At 44.0% G+C, this 17,937-nt stretch carries 13 protein-coding genes; 1 reads left to right on the forward strand and 12 read right to left on the reverse strand.

What is annotated here, in order from left to right; translation table 11 throughout:
- Nucleotides 1-55: 55 nt before the first annotated feature.
- The 11 genes from HMPREF2853_RS01775 to HMPREF2853_RS01825 form a co-directional block, all read right to left on the reverse strand.
- On the reverse strand, nt 56-916 hold the full coding sequence (locus HMPREF2853_RS01775) for a DUF4299 family protein (RefSeq protein WP_001140323.1): 861 nt from the start codon (nt 914-916) through the stop codon (nt 56-58).
- A gap of 120 nt (nt 917-1,036) precedes the next feature.
- Complete coding sequence (locus tag HMPREF2853_RS01780; RefSeq protein ID WP_001030010.1) at nt 1,037-2,023, reverse strand: oxygen-dependent tRNA uridine(34) hydroxylase TrhO; 987 nt, start codon at nt 2,021-2,023, stop codon at nt 1,037-1,039.
- A gap of 131 nt (nt 2,024-2,154) precedes the next feature.
- Complete coding sequence (locus tag HMPREF2853_RS01785; RefSeq protein ID WP_000188108.1) at nt 2,155-2,451, reverse strand: bacteriocin immunity protein; 297 nt, start codon at nt 2,449-2,451, stop codon at nt 2,155-2,157.
- A 58-nt stretch (nt 2,452-2,509) separates the two neighbouring features.
- The gene (locus HMPREF2853_RS01790; RefSeq protein WP_000760781.1) at nt 2,510-3,196 is read right to left on the reverse strand and encodes a CPBP family intramembrane glutamic endopeptidase; all 687 of its coding nucleotides are present in this window, start codon (nt 3,194-3,196) and stop codon (nt 2,510-2,512) included.
- 160 nt (nt 3,197-3,356) lie between these two features.
- The gene (locus HMPREF2853_RS01795) at nt 3,357-4,841 is read right to left on the reverse strand and encodes an ABC transporter substrate-binding protein (protein ID WP_000800429.1); all 1,485 of its coding nucleotides are present in this window, start codon (nt 4,839-4,841) and stop codon (nt 3,357-3,359) included.
- A gap of 108 nt (nt 4,842-4,949) precedes the next feature.
- The gene (locus HMPREF2853_RS01800; RefSeq protein ID WP_000818344.1) at nt 4,950-5,873 is read right to left on the reverse strand and encodes a carbohydrate ABC transporter permease; all 924 of its coding nucleotides are present in this window, start codon (nt 5,871-5,873) and stop codon (nt 4,950-4,952) included.
- A 13-nt stretch (nt 5,874-5,886) separates the two neighbouring features.
- Nucleotides 5,887-6,816, reverse strand: coding sequence for an ABC transporter permease (locus HMPREF2853_RS01805; RefSeq protein ID WP_000714584.1), 930 nt, complete (start codon nt 6,814-6,816; stop codon nt 5,887-5,889).
- Between the two features lie 200 nt (nt 6,817-7,016).
- Nucleotides 7,017-8,897, reverse strand: coding sequence for a beta-N-acetylhexosaminidase (locus HMPREF2853_RS01810; RefSeq protein ID WP_000251383.1), 1,881 nt, complete (start codon nt 8,895-8,897; stop codon nt 7,017-7,019).
- Nucleotides 8,891-9,760, reverse strand: coding sequence for an ROK family protein (locus HMPREF2853_RS01815; RefSeq protein WP_002880939.1), 870 nt, complete (start codon nt 9,758-9,760; stop codon nt 8,891-8,893). The genes HMPREF2853_RS01810 and HMPREF2853_RS01815 overlap by 7 nt, the downstream gene beginning before the upstream one ends.
- 98 nt (nt 9,761-9,858) lie before the next feature.
- Nucleotides 9,859-12,504, reverse strand: coding sequence for an alpha-mannosidase (locus HMPREF2853_RS01820; RefSeq protein WP_000432735.1), 2,646 nt, complete (start codon nt 12,502-12,504; stop codon nt 9,859-9,861).
- A gap of 56 nt (nt 12,505-12,560) precedes the next feature.
- Nucleotides 12,561-13,841, reverse strand: a complete 1,281-nt coding sequence (locus HMPREF2853_RS01825; protein WP_070534653.1) for a glycoside hydrolase family 125 protein — start codon at nt 13,839-13,841, stop codon at nt 12,561-12,563.
- Nucleotides 13,842-14,011: 170 nt separating this feature from the next.
- Between HMPREF2853_RS01825 and HMPREF2853_RS01830 the strand changes: the two genes are divergently transcribed.
- Nucleotides 14,012-16,099 (forward strand): GH92 family glycosyl hydrolase, encoded by a 2,088-nt coding sequence (locus tag HMPREF2853_RS01830; protein ID WP_000803418.1) that lies wholly within the window; start codon nt 14,012-14,014, stop codon nt 16,097-16,099.
- 36 nt (nt 16,100-16,135) lie between these two features.
- Here HMPREF2853_RS01830 and HMPREF2853_RS01835 read toward each other — a convergent pair whose 3' ends face one another.
- Nucleotides 16,136-17,815, reverse strand: coding sequence for an alpha-L-fucosidase (locus HMPREF2853_RS01835; protein ID WP_070534703.1), 1,680 nt, complete (start codon nt 17,813-17,815; stop codon nt 16,136-16,138).
- Nucleotides 17,816-17,937 lie beyond the last annotated feature (122 nt).

Raw genomic sequence — 17,937 nt, forward strand, 5'->3', positions numbered from 1 at the left:
CCCTGCCATTTGTTAATGACAGGGATTTTTATTCTTACTCTTTTTTGGACAAGGTCTACTCGATGCTTGCCAATTCTTCAAAGTCTTGTCCTAGGATGGCTTGTACTTCTAGTTGATTGGCATCTAGTTGGTGGTAAAATGTTGTTGGTAGTGACTCTAGAAATCTTGCATAGTCCAAGCGAGCGATGGCTTCATAGTCTTTGGCTTTGGACCCATCACCAGAAATCGTCACTAGGTCAATCTCCCAAACAAGCTCCTTGCCTGCTAGCTGCTCGGTATAGGGTGCTGGTACAAAGGGTTCCTTAGGTAAAATCGTCTTGACTCCCTGGGCTAGGTGGTAGATACCGTGTACCTTGCCTTGGGCATCTGGGTAGAATTTCATACTGGCAAGGTAGGCATCAGAGCCTTGAACCTTCTTGACCAACTCTTCAAAATGTGCCAATCCATCCTCAGCCAAAAAACTCTCGAGGTATTCCTTATTGAGATAGATAGGGGACAAGATCCCTTGGCAGTATACTAGACGAGCCGCTTTGTCAGCTAGATAATTCTGAACTATTTGTCGGAAATAAGCTTCAAACTCAAACCCTTCTAGCCCTTCTACCACTTGCCCCAACTTGCTTGATAGGGCTTGGAGGAGAGCTTCTACAATCTCCCAGTCCGCTCTGGTAAGGAAGTCTGGAATCTCCACTTGATAGCCTTTTCGGCTATCCGCATAGTTCACTTTGAAGAGAAATTGCGACTGGCCTACAATCCCACACTCGATATACTCGAGACGATTGAGGGGCTGACGGAGATAGACCGCATCATAACTGTGTGACTCCAAACCCTCCACCAAGGCCAAGATGGACTTGGCAGTCAAGACCTCCTGTTGTCCTAGAATGCTTTCTTTATTTGGGATAAAAAATGTTTTCGCCATAACTTGCCTCCTTTGAAATCGTTTACACATAGTATACCCTATTTTCCTGAAAGATACAGAAACAAATTTTAGATTTTTAGATAAAAAGCATAGAAAAACAGCCCCTAAAGGCTGTTTGCTTTATACTGTAGCGACTTGATCCAAGCTTTCACCGATAGCAGCTAAGCGCTCCACCACTTCTGCTTGTGTCAATTCATTTTCAGCAACATAGCGGTTGCGTGGGTGAACACGGCACTCGTGTGAGCATCCACGAAGGTACTTATCTTCATTTTCTTCTGATGTCAGGATACGACGGTTACAGAAGGGATTGCCACAATTGACATAGCGTTCACATGGTGTTCCATCAAACCAGTCTTTCCCTACGATGGTTGGGTTAACATGGTTGACATCAACTGCGATACGCTCGTCAAAGACATACATTTTCCCATCCCAAAGCTCACCTTGAACTTCTGGGTCTTTACCATAAGTTGCGATTCCTCCGTGCAATTGGCCAACATCTTTGTAGCCTTCACGCACCATCCAGCCTGAGAATTTCTCACAGCGAACCCCACCTGTACAGTAAACTACGACACGCTTGTCCATGAATTTTTCTTTATTATCACGAACCCATTGTGGCAACTCACGGAAGTTGCGGATGTCTGGACGGATAGCCCCACGGAAATGTCCTAGGTCGTACTCATAATCGTTACGTGTGTCAAGGACAACGGTATCTTCGTCAAGAAGGGCTTCTTTAAACTCTTTTGGAGACAAGTATGCACCTGTTGTCTCAAGTGGGTTGATGTCGTTGTCAAAGTCGTTGTCTTCCAAACCAAGGTGAACAATTTCTTTCTTGTAGCGAACAAACATCTTCTTGAAGGCTTGTTCATTTTCTTCGTCAATCTTGAACCAGAGGTCTTCCATTCCTGGGAGGCTGTGAACGTAGTCCATGTATTTTTGAGTTGTTTCGTAGTCACCTGAAACGGTTCCGTTGATTCCCTCGTCAGCGACTAGGATACGACCTTTAAGGCCGATTGATTTACAGAAAGCCAAGTGATCTGCTGCAAATTGCTCTGCATTTTCAATTGGAGTATAGAGGTAGTAAAGTAAGACACGAATATCTTTTGCCATAAGATTTGTTCTCTTTTCTATTCTTAAATTTTCAGAATTTTTCATTCAACTATACTAGTATACCCACTTGGGAAAACGAATGCAATTTATTTGACCGGAAATTGTAGAGGGAGGCTCATTCCTACATTTCATTAGCAGCCATAGCGAATAGCAGATAATTCTCTCAACTTTTTTATTTGCTCGGATTGATTTTCTGACAAAATCAACTTATTATCAATCAACACACGTGAGATGTCGACGTTCATTTGGCTCAGAATAAATGGAGTAGAGGTTCCATCATCCTCTAATCGTTTTTGATAAATCACTAACTGATTTTTCAAGGGAGTAAGTTGAGGCGCAGCCTTTATATCTTCCAATAGATAATCTATGATGGTCATAGCTTCACAACGCCGTTCACTTCCTCCTGCAAACCATTTTAATGGTGTCATTCTTATTTTCCTCCTGAAATACTTGATAAACTATAATTCTTACTCTTGTGCTAGTATTTTACCACACCCTATGTAAAAAAGTCAGCAAAAATGGTAGGGTCGCTACAATATTATTAATCACATGCACCGCATAGGATGGATAAATGCTCTTGGTATAGCGGGTCAAACCAGCAAAGATGATTCCAACTGTTGCAAAGACGAAGATATCTAACAGACTAGGAAAGTTTGAAAAATGAGGGAGAGCAAATAAAATGGACGGAAGAAGCAAATCAAGAGCAAATCTCGAATCTTTAAAAAAGGCGTGTTGCAGTAATCCTCTATAGACTAACTCTTCCATCAGTGGAATCAGAAAGAACAGGGCTATATAGATACCTAGCTCTGCAAAGTTAGTCCCACTATAACCAATCAATACAGCCCAACCTTCAGCAGTTGACTGGACATGTTTAGCTGTCTGAACGTTAAAAGAGATCTGGAGCACTACCACTAATACTGTTAAAATCGAATACCAAAGCCATTTTTTTCTTGGAATGCGAAAAAGATAGCCGTGCCCTGTCTTAACCAGAATCCAAATCATGACTCCGCTAAATAGCAAACTCAAGATATTTTGAATCCAGAAGAAATTGCCAATCTGGGAAGAAAATTGCCAATAGTTTTGGACAATAAGCGTCAGCTGAGAAAGGCCAAATACGAAAAATAGGTAAGAGAAGACAGCACTCATTTTGAAAAGAAGGCGATATTTTTTCATAATAAATCCCCTATAGATGTATGTGTATCACATCGTATAAACCCTCAGAACCACTCTTTTCATGTTTACATCCTAAAAATCACTACCTCCCCTAGAAAACTAAGGAAGGCAGTGATCACATTTTTAGGAATTAGGAATGAATACACGAAATCAATCGATTTTATGATTTTTTGTTTTTCAAGAATTCGTCGTATTGTTTTTGCATTTCGTTCAATACTTTTTCGTAGGCACCTTCAGATTTCAATTTTTCCATCAATTCTGGAATAGCTTTATCTGGGTCTACAGTACCAGTGTTGATAGCTGTATCGAATTGTTGCATTGTGTTAGAAATTGCTGAGATTTCAGATTTCACATTGTCAGTGTTAAAGATGAATCCAAGTGCTGGAGATTCTTTAGCTTCTGCCAATTGTTTCTTAGAATCTTCGATTTGTTGGTCTGTAACGTTTTCGTTGATGTAAAGAATCCAGTTGTTACCAGTGTTCCATCCACCCATGTGAGTATTTCCTTTGTAGCCATCAAGGACGCGTACACGGTTTTCTTTACCTTCAATTTTTTCCCAGTTCTTGCCTTCTGGACCGTAAACAAGACCGTTCAAGAGTTCAGGGTTCGTGTTCAAGAGGTTCAACACTTCCATTGATTTTTCTTTGTTCTTAGAGTTGTTTGAGATAACAAAGTTGGCAACTTGTGTTGTTTGGTTTTTCTTGATAAAGTTAGTGATTGGTTTGATTTGGATGTCTTTGTTAGCAACACGTGAGAGCAAGCTGTTACCGTAGTCAGCTGGTCCTACTGTTTCTTCACGAACGAACCAAGTATCTTGTTGAAGGTCAAATGAAGTGTCGCTTGTTGCTACGTCTTTTGGAATGTATCCAGCTTCATAGAATTTGTGAAGAGTCTTCAAATGTTCTTTGAAACGAGGCACTTCGTAACGGTTTACGATCTTAGTAGTGTCTCCTTCAAGGTCAATAACAAATGGAAGTCCGTTTGGTACTGGGTAGTCAAAGTTATCAGATGGAATAAAGTTCTTCGTAACCGCAAATGGTACTACATCTGGAGCTTTTTCTTTGATTTGTTTCAAGACTGGCTCAAGTGTTTCGTATGAAGTGACACCTGAAATATCGATACCGTATTTAGCAAGAAGAGTTCCGTTGAAGGCAAAGTTTTGAGATGATGCAACGTTAGCTGCAACTGGTACTGCATAGATCTTACCGTTTACAGTGTTCCCTTTGATGTAAGCTGGGTCAAGTGCTTTGTAAAGCTCTGCTCCTTCTTTTTTATACAATTCAGTCAAGTCAGCATAAGCACCTTTTTGAGCATTTACGACATAGTTAGATGCAAATGCGATATCATAGTTTTCACCAGATGATGTGATAACAGACATTTTCTTATCATAGTCACCCCATCCAAGGTATTGGATATCCAATTTAGCACCGACTTTTTCTTCGATGATTTTGTTTGCATTTTCTAGCAATTCATCCAAGTTATCTGGTTTGTCACCGATTTGGTACATTTTGATTACAGGTTTTTCACCTGAAGTAGTATCTGCAGCTTTTTTGTTGTTACCTGTAAGGTTTCCACAAGCAGCAAGACTTGCAGCCAAAGCGACTACGCTAGCAGATGCAAAAGCATATTTTTTCCAGTTTTTCATGATAAAAACTCCTTTTTTTATTTTTAAACTTATAAACGATTTAATAATTTGTAACTTCAGTCACTAAGATGAAGTTGGGAAGGGAGAAACGGTGTTTCTCAGTAAGTGCTATTCTTTCACACCACCGATTGTCAAACCTTTAACAAAGTAGCGTTGGAAGAATGGATACAGAATCGCGATTGGAAGGGTTGCAACAACAACCATGGCCATACGACCTGTTTCTTTCGGTAGAGCGACTCCCAGTTGACCAGATAGGCCGACTGCTTTTGCGATGTAGTCCATATTTTGTTGGATTTGCATGAGCAAATATTGCAATGGATACAAGTTATCACTCTTGATGTAAAGAAGGGCGTTGAACCAGTCGTTCCAGAAACCAAGAGCTGTCAAAAGCGTGATGGTTGCGATACCTGGAAGTGACAATGGCAAACAGATCTGGAAGAAGATCCGAGCTTCACTAGCACCATCGATACGAGCAGATTCGAGAATAGCTTCTGGAATGGTCTTCTTGAAGAAGGAACGCATCAAGATGATGTTGAATGGTGAGAGGAGCATTGGAACAATCAAGGCCCAAACGGTATCACCCAGTTGAAGCAGGCGAGTGACCACGATATAGCCTGGTACCAAACCAGCATTGAACAACATACTAAGAAGAGCGAAAATCGTAAAGAATCTGCGGTACTTAAAGGTTGTCCGTGAGATGGCATAGGCATAAGTGGTTGTAATGAAGACGTTGGTCACTGTTCCGACTACAGTTACAAAAACTGAGATAAAGAGCGCTTGGAGGATCTTATCTTTAAACTGAGCTAGGAACTGGAATCCATCTACACCAAATTTCGAAGGGAAAAAGCTATATCCATACTGGAGGATGCTCTTTTCGTCTGTCACCGAAATGATGATAACGAAGATAAAGGGCAAGATACAAGAAAGAGCGATCAAACCAGAGATGATACTAAAGAAGATATCTGCTTTCTTACTGAAGGAGTGAATGCCGACATTATCGATTTTTTCTTTTTTAATTTTCTTTTCTGCCATATTCTCCTCCTTTCTAGAACAAAGCTGAGTTTGGATCGACTCGTCTTGCAAGCAAGTTTGATAGGATAACCAGAATCAAACCGACAACGGATTGGTAAAGACCGGCTGCTGAAGCCATACCGATATCTGCTGTCTGAGTCAAACCATTAAAGACATATACGTCCAAAACGTTGGTTACATTGTAAAGCTGACCAGCATTGTGTGGAATTTGATAGAAGAGACCAAAGTCTGCACGGAAGATATTTCCGACTGCAAGGATGGTCAAGACTGTTACAAGCGGAGTCAACTGAGGAATGGTTACGTTGCGAATACGTTGCCACTTGCTCGCCCCGTCCACTGTTGCTGCTTCGTAGTAGGTTGGGTCAATTCCCATGATTGTCGCATAGTACATGACACTGCTATATCCAAAGCCTTTCCAAATACCTAGGAAAAGGAGAAGGTATGGCCAAATGCCTAAGTCAGCGTAGAAGTTGACTTCCTTCATGCCAATGGATGTTAGGAAATGGTTGAAGACCCCTTTGTCAATGTTTAGGAAGGCATCTGTAAAGAAACTGATGATAACCCATGACAGGAAGTAAGGGAACAACATAGACGTTTGGAAAATCTTAACCATTCTTTTAGAGCGAAGCTCGCTGAGGATGATGGCAATCCCTACTGATACAATCAAACCGATAAAGATAAAGCCGAGATTGTAAAGAACGGTATTACGAGTGATGATAAAGGCATCTTTTGAACTGAACAAGAATCTGAAATTATCTAACCCGACCCATTTACTATTCACAATACTATCTATGAAACCATTACTGGTCATATGGTAGTCTTTAAAGGCGACCACATTCCCAAATACTGGAATGTAAAAGAATAGAATCAACCAGAGTGCCCCTGGTAAAACCATCAAGAGAAAGATCCAGTTATCTCTCAAGGTCTTTGAAAACTTTTTCATAATTTCCTCCCTTTTTATTCCTAAAAACTGATTTCATCGAATTTTTAGGTTTGATAACGATTACATTATTAGTATACTCCTATTTGAAGGCTAGGTTAAACTACTAATTATAGAAAAAACTCCACAAATTATTTTTTGTGGAGAAGTTTTTTATAAGAAATAGGTTTCACGAGAAACATTCTGACTCGGAAAAAAGACCTTTAAGTCGTATAAATCGTCGAAGCTGTCGCAATAGTGTGCCACTGGTTGGCTGTTGTGGCTGTAAATCCCTTGTCTGCGTAGAAGTCAGTAAATGGTAAGATTTCCACTTCTAACTCGTCGATGCGGTCAAGCTGACCAGCTAGATAAGCCTCGATGCGACTTTCTGCTCGCTTGATGCGTTGCAAGAGTCCTCCCATACGGATATCAACTGTGTCCAAGCCAAAGACCTTGTTTTCCTTCAACCATTGATGGCTAAAGAGGGCATGGAAATGTTCAATCTCGCTTCTGAGTTTTGGTAATTCTTGTCTGGCGATTTGCTGTAAGCTGACTTTGTCACCGGCTTTATAAGCTTCACGAATGCGTCGTCCCACATCCACTTTACTGCTTAAAATCTGGTTCAACTGGGCCTGAGTTTCAAAGAGGTAAGAGTAGTTTCCAGCTTTTTCTTTGATAACAGCAAGCGTTTCAGCGGCCTGAGCAAAGTGCGGTTTGTCCTGTTCAGGTGTCACGTGCCGGTCAAGAATCGGACAGAGAACATCCTGATAAAAGACATAGCGGTTGGGATTGATCCCGCTGAGATTGCCTGGCAAGTCTGGTAAGAGGTTAGCTAGGTCAATCTGCATAAAGTCCTCAACCGATAGACCTGTATTGGTCTTGAAGTGAGCAGACAAACGGTCGAGGTTATTGCGGTAGCTGAGTTCTGCCCAGATTTGCAAGCTGGGTAGGATAGAAAACTGGGCAGTTTCCCCACCATTGTCCCCCCAACCAGTTACGATGACCTCTTTGATCTGATTAGCACGACAGGCTTTATTGGCCTCGATAGCCACTAGACGGCTGAAATGGTTGTGTGGGGTAAAACCAATCCACTTCCAAGCACCACCTGCAAAGGCTATATCTTGGCTAATCTTGTGGTGATTGCGGAAATTACGATTGTACTTTTCTTCGCTATCTTGGTAATAATCCCAGTAAACCAAGGTTACACGATCTTTGAGACGGTCTAGGTAAACACGAGTTTCCTCAGGAATTTCCACATCACGGTCGTACTGGCCATCTGCTGACATGAGTTTGAAGAACATGTCACTCCACATTTGGCAGTGGAAACCATACTTATCGGCAATATCCAGCACGCGCTCCAAGTGTTGACACATGAGGAGACTACGGTCCACAACACCGTTCAAAATGAGGTAGCGCCCCAAACCAACCAAGTGGGCTTCGTCCATCCCAATATTGACCTTGCGTGTCTGCAGTTTAGACAGAGTGGCAAACATGCCATCAATCAGGTCATACACCTTTTCTTCACCGATAAGGAGAATGTCCTCTACATCACGGAGTTCTTGCACTTCTTTGACACCCCATTTGACGAAGGCTGACAAGTGGGCCAAGGTCTGGATGCAAGGCACAAAGGTCATGTCAAACTGCTGGGCGTAGGCTTCTATTTCCTGCAACTCCTCAGCCGAGTAGGCACCACGGAAATAACCAAAGTAAGGTTGCCCCTCAATCTGATAAGTATCTTCCATGTAGAGCTCAAAGGTTGAATAACCCATGAGAGCCAAGACCTCAATCATCTGTTTGGCAGAAGCCACATTCAGCACCGCATTTCGAGAACAGTCTGCCATGTAGGCCAAATCTTCATAAGCAGCTTGTTCTTCAAGGTCTACCTTATCACCTTCTGCTAGAGCTGTTGCCAACAAGGACAAGGCGCGGTAGAGTTGGTGAGGTTTTCGATAGGTTAGTTGATAGTGTCCACCTTCACCCTTGATAGAGATAGAGGCTTGGTCAGACTGAGCGACAGCTACCTCTACATCTGGCAGAGAAATGTGATTTTTTAATGCTTCAATAGCTTGCGTTTGCTTGGGACTAAGTCCTGTAAATCTTACCACTGATTTTCCTCCTGTAGCCAGTTGACAAGGGCACCGTAGAGATTGGCTTCTGCATGATAGGTGCAGGCTTGGATAACTGGTGCGACCGTGTATTCTTCGTAGGTCTCGACAAAGTTACCGACAGCCTTCTTGACACCTTGGATAAAATCAGGGTTTTGGCTGATGGAGCCACCTAGGCTAATGACATCTGGGTCGATCAGATACTGGATATTGAGCAAGCCTTGCGCCAGATTACGGTTCATGCGCTCAATCGCTTCTTGACAAAGAGCATTGCCAGCTGCGGCCTCTTGGTAAATCTTGCGTCCGTCCCAGTCAGTCTGACCAGACTTTTCAATCACGTATCGCACCATATTTCCAGTTGACGCTAGTTGCGACCAGTTGTTGAGTTTTTCAGCAGGGGCAAGGGTTGTCATGTAGCCAAACTCTCCCCCCAAGCCGTGGCGACCTCGGTGAAGCTTGCCATTGATAATCATGGCACCACCGATTCCAGTCCCAATCACGACACAGGCTGCATTTTCAATCTCTGGATGAGCCAGCAGTTCACTAAGTCCAACACAGTTGGCATCATTTTCTAGATGGACAGGGAGTTGATGATGAGCAAGAGCTTCATACCAAGAAAAGCCATGGATGTAAGGTACGGCACTGATTCCCTCAATCACACCTGTTTCTTGATTGACCGCGCCTGGAACGCTCATGGCAATGCCCTTATAATCTTTCTCCGACAGACGTTGGTCTAGCCAAGTCAGTAAATCCTCCAAGTTTTCTGGCGTCGGAGTACTTGTCTTATCTAGTATTTTTCCATCAGGAGTCAGACTGGCAAACTTAATCCCAGTCCCTCCGATATCAATGGTTGCAATGGTCATTGTTCTTCCCATAAAAAGGGGCGAATCAGTAGTCAATCCTTACTCTTTCGCCCCTCCTTTCTATCTCTTATTATTAGTTATCAAACACTTTAAAACTGTTAAATGTCTTCTTTTTTGATCAATTCTGTGCGAATCTCTTGTGGCGCTAATAGTCCTGAATGAACGGGATATGGTCGTTCAAGCAAGTCCAAAATGGTTTGTTGGTGTTCAGATATGCGCACATTTTCTTGGCTCATATTGTAGTAACGAAGTACATATCCTTCTTCATTTTCAGCTACCTTAAAGGCTGTCGGGCAGACTTGTGGCAAGCTGAGTGCCGCATGACTCAAGAGGCTACCAGTCGCAGCAACACTTCCTTCTTGTTTAGCAACCTGAAGACTAGTGAATGGTGTTTGGAAGGCTTTGGCACGACGGAAAGCTGAGAAACGTTCCCCTGCTTGGTGGCATTCAAGTGTAAACTCAACTTCAAACTCACGCAAGCACTGAGCTTCTGGTGTTGGGAAGTAACCCCAGTCACCTAACTCACCTGATGCACGCAAAATGGTCACTGCAATGGTGTCGTCTCCAAGGATTTCATACTCGTGCAATCCTTTATTAGCCACTGTCACCCCTTTTTCATCATCATACAGACTGACAAAGGCTTGTTGGTGTTGAGGATTTTCAGGATTTTCCCAAGAAGCAGCTGGTTTATTTGGTCGTGTCACCACCTCATAGATGCTTTCAGAGTCATTGCTTGGACGTGTGTTATGAGTCTTGACCAAGAGACGGATACGGTGGTCCTTGGCTGTGTTAGTAAAGCGAGTCTTGAAACGAATTTGTGGATTGTCAACAAAGACGGTCATCTCTGTTTCAAGAAGAACGCTTGTCAATTCTTCTGAGCGCCCAGCTTCACGCGTCATAAACTCGATGATGCCTCTTTGTTCCGCATCCAGTTTTTCGTCTGCACTTACTGGAATTGTCAATTCATGCTTGAGCAAAATCTTGGCAAAACGTGCTGTATTTTCCAAGACCTCATAGCCTTTGAGTTCTGCGTAGATAGGCTCTGTTCCTTTTGGTTGGAAGTAGATGTACTCATTCCCAATGTCACCACGGTCTTCAAAGCGAATAACATCTTCATAAGCTTCATGAGTTGTCTTGTCGTAGACCGTGATGTTTTCATCCACACTGACCGTTACAAATGGCGTATCAATCACTCCATTTTGGTAAATACCGTCACGGTGTTCTTGTTCTCCTTCAAGCAATTGGAAGGTTGTCCAAGAGAGAGGTGCTAGATGAACAGGGACTGTCACGCGCACTTGTCGAGCAATACGAGCCTGACGGAACTTGTCTTTTGGTAAATCATACTCAAAATTAGCTCCCAAATCTTCGATTTTCGCTTCTACAGCATGTCCTTCCAAGTCTTCAACACGGTAGCTTGGCAAGGTCAAGGCTGCCATCTTCTTATAGCCTTCTGTTGGGTGCAATTCTTTGAAATCACAAGTCGCCACATCAATCACTGTGCTGACCGTATCAACCTTATCATGCAAGCCTGTATTGATAACCGTAAAGAGATGGTCGCTTTGGGCTTCATGGGTTGCGATTTTACCCTTCCACTCGTTGAGAAGGTTAGTTTTCACAAAGTTTCCGACTTGGTTGACCTTGGCAAAACGTGTCTCCATCTCACGGTGAACCTCGTCCACGCTACAGCCACAGATACTGTCATGTGGCGCATTTTGTAGAAGAACTTTCCAAGCATAGGTCAACTGGTCCTTATGGTTGTGCCCACCAGTGATGACAGTTAATGGCTCCACCACTTGTTCTAGCAGGTTACTATTTTCTTGGAAGGCTTGTTTAAGGTAAATCCGTGATGAGGAAGTGTTGGCAAGCGTGTACCAACCATCTGTTTCTTGACTCGTCAACTCACCTGTAACCGTAGATAACTGCTCCGGTAGGGCACTTTCTACTGCATGGACATAGTCATCAAAGGAACTATGCACAAAGGTTACATCTGGGAAGAGTTCATTTGCCACACGAATGGCTTCGCTCAGATTTCGCTGTACAGGCTGGTGGTCACAGCCGTTCATCATCAACCATTGGTTGGTCGAAGCATAGTCACGTACGTCTGACAATTTTTGTCTCCAGAAAGTCAGGGCCTCATCCTTATCAACTGGGATTTCATTCCCATTACTATACCAGTTGGCAAAGAGGATACCGAGGACACGACTTCCGTCCGCACCCTGCCAGTACATTTCTGAAAATTGGGAAGTAAACTGCTCATCTTCGAGGACTTGGTTGTCAAATCCAATCGGCTTCACACCACGCCCAAAAGCTGCCACGTGAATACCTGATTTTTGAAGGATTTGGGGAGCTTGCCCCATATTTCCAAAGGTATCTGGGAAGTAACCAATCTGGGTTGATTTGCCCCATTTTGCACATTCTGCTTGACCAATCAAGGTATTGCGAACATTGGCTTCACTTGAAATCAAGTAATCATCCTGCAAGATGTAAAAGGGACCAATTTTGAGTTTGCCTTCGTCGATGTAACGTTGGACTTTGTCGCGATTTTCAGGGCGAATTTCCAAATAGTCATCAAGGACAATGGTTTGGCCATCCAAGTGGAAACTCTTGAACTCAGGGTCATTTTCAAAAAGGTCAAAAAGATTATCAAATAATTCCACCAACTGCATACGGTGGCTTTCAAAAGGTAAGTACCACTCACGGTCCCAGTGACTATGTGAGATAATATGTACAACAACATTTTCCATGAAGTAAAACCTCATTCTAAATTTAAATTTTTATTTCTATCTAACTAAAGAACTGACTAGCGAATATCCAGGTAATCCAAGACTAATTCACAGAACATCATGTTGGCCCAAGAGAACCATTCACGAGAGTAGAGCGTTGGGTCATCCACGTGGAAGCTTTCGTGCATAACACCTGTTCCACCATCGCAGGCAACCAGCTGATCGAGCAAGAATTTCTTCTCCGCCTTATCTCTTGTTGTCAAACCTTGGATAGAAAGGGCGATTGGCCAGATATAGCGATAGAAGGTATGAGAACTTCCGAGACCGCTAGCGTATTCTCCTTGGTAGAAGTATGGATTTTCAGGGCTCAGAATGGTCCGACGAGTTGCTTGGTAAACCTCATCGTCAATGTCGCAGTAGCCCAGATAAGGCGCAGCCAACAAACTTGGTACGTTTGGGTCATCCATGATGCTAGCATTCCCTAAACCATCCACTTCAAAGGCGTAAATCTTTTCACCCTTGCTGTTAGTGGTGTAAGCGTAGTTTTCGATTCCTTCTTGGATTTCAGCTTGCAGGCGTTTAGCGTCTGCCACGATGTTTTGGCTATCAGCTAGATCCAGTTCTGCAAAGATTTCTTGCACATACCCCAAGACAACTACGGCAAACATATTGGACGGAATCAAATAGCTATACTGACAGCAGTCATCACTCGGACGAAAAGCTGACCAGGTCATACCTGTCACTGCAAAGTCAGGTCCAAATCCATCATTTACCAAGGTGTCTTCCTTGCGGTCTGTATCACGGACAAAACGATAAGGTGAGTTCTTGTGGTCTTGTTCCACTGTCCAAAGATGGAGAATTTCCTTGGTTGCTGCGACAAAAGTCTCATCAAACTGACTGGTCTCACCAGTCTCTTTCCAAAGTAGATAAGCCAGTTGCAAAGGATAGCAAAGCGAGTCCACCTCGTACTTGCGTTCCCAGATCCAACCATTAAGGTCCGTGTGGTCAGTCTCGTGGTGGCCCTTCCAGTTCTCCTCAATATTGAAGGAATTGGCATACGGATCCTTGAGCACCAAGGTCATCTGACGCTTGACCAAACCTGAAATGGTCTGGCGCAAGAGAGGATCTCTTTTAGCCACATGAAGGTAGGGTCTGAGTTGGGCTGTCGAATCCCGAAGCCACATGGCAGGAATATCCCCAGTCAATACAAAGGTTGAGCCATCTTCTAGGATCTCGACCGTATTGTCCAAGGTGTCTGTATAGCAACGCTCAAAGACATCCACCCACTCCGGATGGTCCTTAGCCCGCTCTGCTACTTCATCCAGCCATTCTCTAACAATTTCTTTCGAATAAGTCATCGTGCAGTTTCCTCTTTCAAACAAGTTTCATGTTCAGTATATAGTTTTTGAGACAGAAAATACATACACAAATGATAGTCATTTTTCTACAAAATTGCTTACTTTCGAACCCCATATCTAAAGGTCTCATTTTTCTGATATAATGTAGAAAAACAGCTAAAGGAAAGACTATGAAACCACTACTTGAAACCATCGATACCCGCTTTGGGACTGCTAGCAAGCATGCCTTTTCTCGAGGAAATACCCTGCCCTACACAGGCGTCCCTTTCGGGATGAATTATTTTGTGCCCCAGACCAGTGATCAGGAGGAAGCTTGGCTTTTCGATCCGCATCTACCTATTTTTCAGGGGATTAGATTAACCCACCAGCCCAGTCCTTGGATTGGCGACTACTCTTGGCTCCTTCTGACACCTGTCACAGGCCATCTGGGTGGAAACAGCCTCTTTCACCGTCAATCCTCCTATGATAGGGATAAGGCCTCTTTCCAACCTCATTATCTGAAGATTTTCTCCCTGCGCTATCAGATTGAAACCCAGCTTACACCGACTTGCTATGGCGCTTCTATTCGTTTGGAGCAAAAGCAAGGCAAAGCCCTCTCCCTCTATCTTCACGCAGCAGATGAACTGACAGGAGAACAAATAGATAAGCGGACTCTTGCCCTGCGTCAAGAGGGAAAAACAGAGACCAACAAAAATCCGCTGATACTGTTTACTGCTTTACAAATGAATACGGATATTCTTGCTATCACACAAGAAGAGGGAGACTGGCGAATTGACTTAGCAAGCAGTCAAGCCGAGATTCAACTAGCAACTTCTTTCATATCGCCTTCTCAAGCGCTGCTTAATCTACCTCAAAAGGACTTTGATAGCTGTAAAGCAAATGCCCAAGCAGACTGGGAAAATCTCCTCCACCGTTTTGATATCGTGGAGACAGGGGAAGCCGACCGAACCTTTTTTGATCACTGCCTCTACAGACTCTTCCTTTTCCCACAGACATTTTATGAGGTGAACGAGTCAGGGCAGGCCATCCACATGGATTTGTCTACTGGTACTGTCAAGCCCGGTGTCCTCTTTAGCAACAATGGTTTCTGGGATACCTTCCGCACCACCTTCCCCCTCTTTGCCCTTATCATACCGGAACACTATCACCGCTTTCTAGAAGGTTTCCTCAATAGCTACCGCGATACTGGTTTCCTGCCAAAATGGCTGGCTCCAGATGAGCGTGGCATGATGCCTGGCACTCTTTTAGACGGCATTATCGCAGATAGCGCCTGCAAGGACATAACCCCCGACTTGGAAGAAGAATTCCTCCAAGCCATGCTGGAGACAGCCACCGAGTCTGATCCTCTTGGCATCAACGGTCGCCACGGTTTGGCCCAATACCAAGAACTGGGCTATCTATCCTCAGACAATCACGAAAGCGTCAGTCACACCCTAGACTATGCCTATAGCGATTTTTGTATCGCTAGCTGCGCCCAAAAGCTTGGTCAGAATGACATCGCTGAGACTTATAAGGTCGCATCGCAGAATTTCCGTCATCTCTTTGACTCTGAGACAGGCTATATGCGTGCGCGAGACAGTCAAGGCAACTTCCGACCTGACTTCTCTCCTTACAGTTGGGGACGAGACTACGCCGAATGTTCTGCCATTCAAGCGACTTTGGGCGTTCTACACGACATCCCTGGCTTAATCCAACTGATGGGTGGAAAAGAAACCTTTAGCCACTACCTTTTGAAAGCCTGTCAGGATGCTCCTCTCTTTGAAACGACTGGCTATGGTTACGAGATTCATGAAATGAGCGAGATGGCAACAGCTCCCTTTGGACAAGTCGCCATCTCTAACCAGCCTAGCTTCCACATTCCATATCTCTTTCGCTACAGCAACTATCCAGACTACACTGCCCTTCTCATCAAGACCTTGCGTCAAAAAGCCTTTCACCCCAGCTGGCAAGCCTATCCTGGCGATGAGGACAATGGCAGTCTCTCTGCTTGGTATATCTGGTCAGCTCTTGGATTCTACCCGACCTGTCCAGGCAAACCAAGTTACGATCTCGGAATTCCTCTCTTTGACCACCTCCGTATCCACCTGGCTAAGGAAAATAAATGGCTGGATATCCATGCCGAGCAAAACCACAGCCACTTCAACTTTGTCAAAGAATGTCGATTGGACAAGACCATAGTATCTGGCATTCAACACCAAGACCTCTTGAAAGCTGAGCAACTGACCTTCACCCTCAGCTGGCTACCAAATCACTCATAACCAAAAGAACCTTTGCATCGCGCAAAGGTTCTTCTTTTATGAAACTTGGACCTGAAGCTGGTCAACCAGCTGCCCATCTACCGTCAAATTCAGATAAAAGTCCAAGGTTTTATCTCCTGTATAATACAAGGTTGGTAGCGTTAGCCTTTTTTCAGTCTCACCAGCTTGAAACGCAAGGACTTGAATCTCGTCCCGATAGGCGACACCATGCACACCTGTCCCTGGTTGAATCGAAATCTTAGCTTCTAAAGGACTGCTACATTCTATGCGCTTCACTGTAAAGTGGACATTTTCTCCCTTGGTCACAGCTAGACTTTTTTCTGAAAACTCTAGTTGCTGAACAGTTTCTTTTTTCGACAAGGTAGGTGTTTTATAGAGTGAAATCTTGGTCAACAAAGGCAAAGCCTGTACCTCTGTAATGGTCACGCGTATCTTCTGCGCCTCAACGACTGATCCTCGTAAGAGACGTTTGTAGCCAACAGTATAACCAGACCCAAACTCCTGCCAGACACCATCCAACTCTACCTGAACATGAAAAGCAGCGATGCGTTGCCCCAACTTCAAATCTTCTCTTAACTCAATCACATCAAATGTTTTAGGTGATCCTAAATCGAGCTCTAATTGGATTGGCAACTCTGAATCACTTGCCCATGAACTAGTTTCCAGTCCATCTGTCAGATGATGACAGGCAAAGTCTGGTGATAGAGCAAGTCCAGATACCTTGGCTCCCAGAGCTAAATCTTCCCTATAGAGTGTGTCACGGTAGGCAGCAAATTCATACAGTCGCCGGATATCCTTTTCGTCAAAGAGTCCATCTTGGTTTGGCGGAATATTGAGTAAGAGAGGTGTACCCCGACCCACCGAGTGAAAGTAGATTTCGACCAATTCCTCGAGAGACTTGGGATCCTGATCCTCATGGTAAAACCAGCCCGGCCGAAGAGAAACATCTGCCTCACCGATGGAAAATAGCGTCCCAAAGGGGTCTCCGTGCTGTAAATAATCTAATTCCGCCTCTGTCCCCAACTGGTCTGGCTTGACTTTTTGCCACAAGGAATCCCCTGCATAGCCTCGTTCATTTCCAATCCAGCGAATACTAGTTCCCTCAGTGGAGAAAATCAAACAATCGCCCTGCAAGTCACGAATGGTTTCAAACCAAGTCTCAAACTCATAGTTGACTTTCTGGGCCCCTTCGCCTCGAGCACCATCCATCCACACCTCAGTGAGCTTGCCGGCATTCCCATAGGCAGGATTTGACAAGATTTCCTTCAATTGAGCCAGATAGTAGGCATTGTAATCCGCTTCTCGGTCCACGTGATAGAGGGGACTGTGAGCATCCCAAGGAGACAAATACACTCCCATATCCATGTCAAACTCAGTTGCAGCCTGGGAAACTTCAAGGAGCAAGTCCCCCGCTCCTTTCCTCCAAGGGCTAGCCTTGACCGAATAATCTGTATGGGCTGACGGATAGAGCACAAAACCATCGTGGTGCTTGACCACCAAAATCAGCTTTTTAAAACCCGTTTCTTTGAGCACTCGAATCCATTCACGCGCATCCAACTTGGTCGGGTTAAAACGCTTGGGATCCTCTTGCCCACTTCCCCATTCTTGGTCATAAAAGGTATTGGGACCAAAATGGATAAAGGCAGCTAGTTCATCCTCTAAATAATCCAGCTGGGCCTGGCTTGGTAATGGTCCATGTGGTTTTATGTTCGTCATCATCTCGTATCTCTTTCTCTTGTTCACAAAGTTATCCACAACTTGTGGATAAGAAAACATTCCTAAAAACTAGTTTTTTCAGTCTCTAGCTCACCTGTCACCTTAAACATACCTTTGTCAAA

The organism is Streptococcus sp. HMSC077F03 (assembly GCF_001812375.1).
GTDB classification, from domain to species: domain Bacteria; phylum Bacillota; class Bacilli; order Lactobacillales; family Streptococcaceae; genus Streptococcus; species Streptococcus oralis_S.

Coding starts and splice junctions, on each gene's coding strand:
- HMPREF2853_RS01775 (WP_001140323.1), bottom strand. CDS start 916: ATGGCGAAAACATTTTTTATCCCAAATAAAGAAAGCATTCTAGGACAA.
- HMPREF2853_RS01780 (WP_001030010.1), bottom strand. CDS start 2,023: ATGGCAAAAGATATTCGTGTCTTACTTTACTACCTCTATACTCCAATT.
- HMPREF2853_RS01785 (WP_000188108.1), bottom strand. CDS start 2,451: ATGACACCATTAAAATGGTTTGCAGGAGGAAGTGAACGGCGTTGTGAA.
- HMPREF2853_RS01790 (WP_000760781.1), bottom strand. CDS start 3,196: ATGAAAAAATATCGCCTTCTTTTCAAAATGAGTGCTGTCTTCTCTTAC.
- HMPREF2853_RS01795 (WP_000800429.1), bottom strand. CDS start 4,841: ATGAAAAACTGGAAAAAATATGCTTTTGCATCTGCTAGCGTAGTCGCT.
- HMPREF2853_RS01800 (WP_000818344.1), bottom strand. CDS start 5,873: ATGGCAGAAAAGAAAATTAAAAAAGAAAAAATCGATAATGTCGGCATT.
- HMPREF2853_RS01805 (WP_000714584.1), bottom strand. CDS start 6,816: ATGAAAAAGTTTTCAAAGACCTTGAGAGATAACTGGATCTTTCTCTTG.
- HMPREF2853_RS01815 (WP_002880939.1), bottom strand. CDS start 9,760: ATGACCATTGCAACCATTGATATCGGAGGGACTGGGATTAAGTTTGCC.
- HMPREF2853_RS01820 (WP_000432735.1), bottom strand. CDS start 12,504: ATGGAAAATGTTGTTGTACATATTATCTCACATAGTCACTGGGACCGT.
- HMPREF2853_RS01825 (WP_070534653.1), bottom strand. CDS start 13,841: ATGACTTATTCGAAAGAAATTGTTAGAGAATGGCTGGATGAAGTAGCA.
- HMPREF2853_RS01830 (WP_000803418.1), top strand. CDS start 14,012: ATGAAACCACTACTTGAAACCATCGATACCCGCTTTGGGACTGCTAGC.
- HMPREF2853_RS01835 (WP_070534703.1), bottom strand. CDS start 17,815: ATGACGAACATAAAACCACATGGACCATTACCAAGCCAGGCCCAGCTG.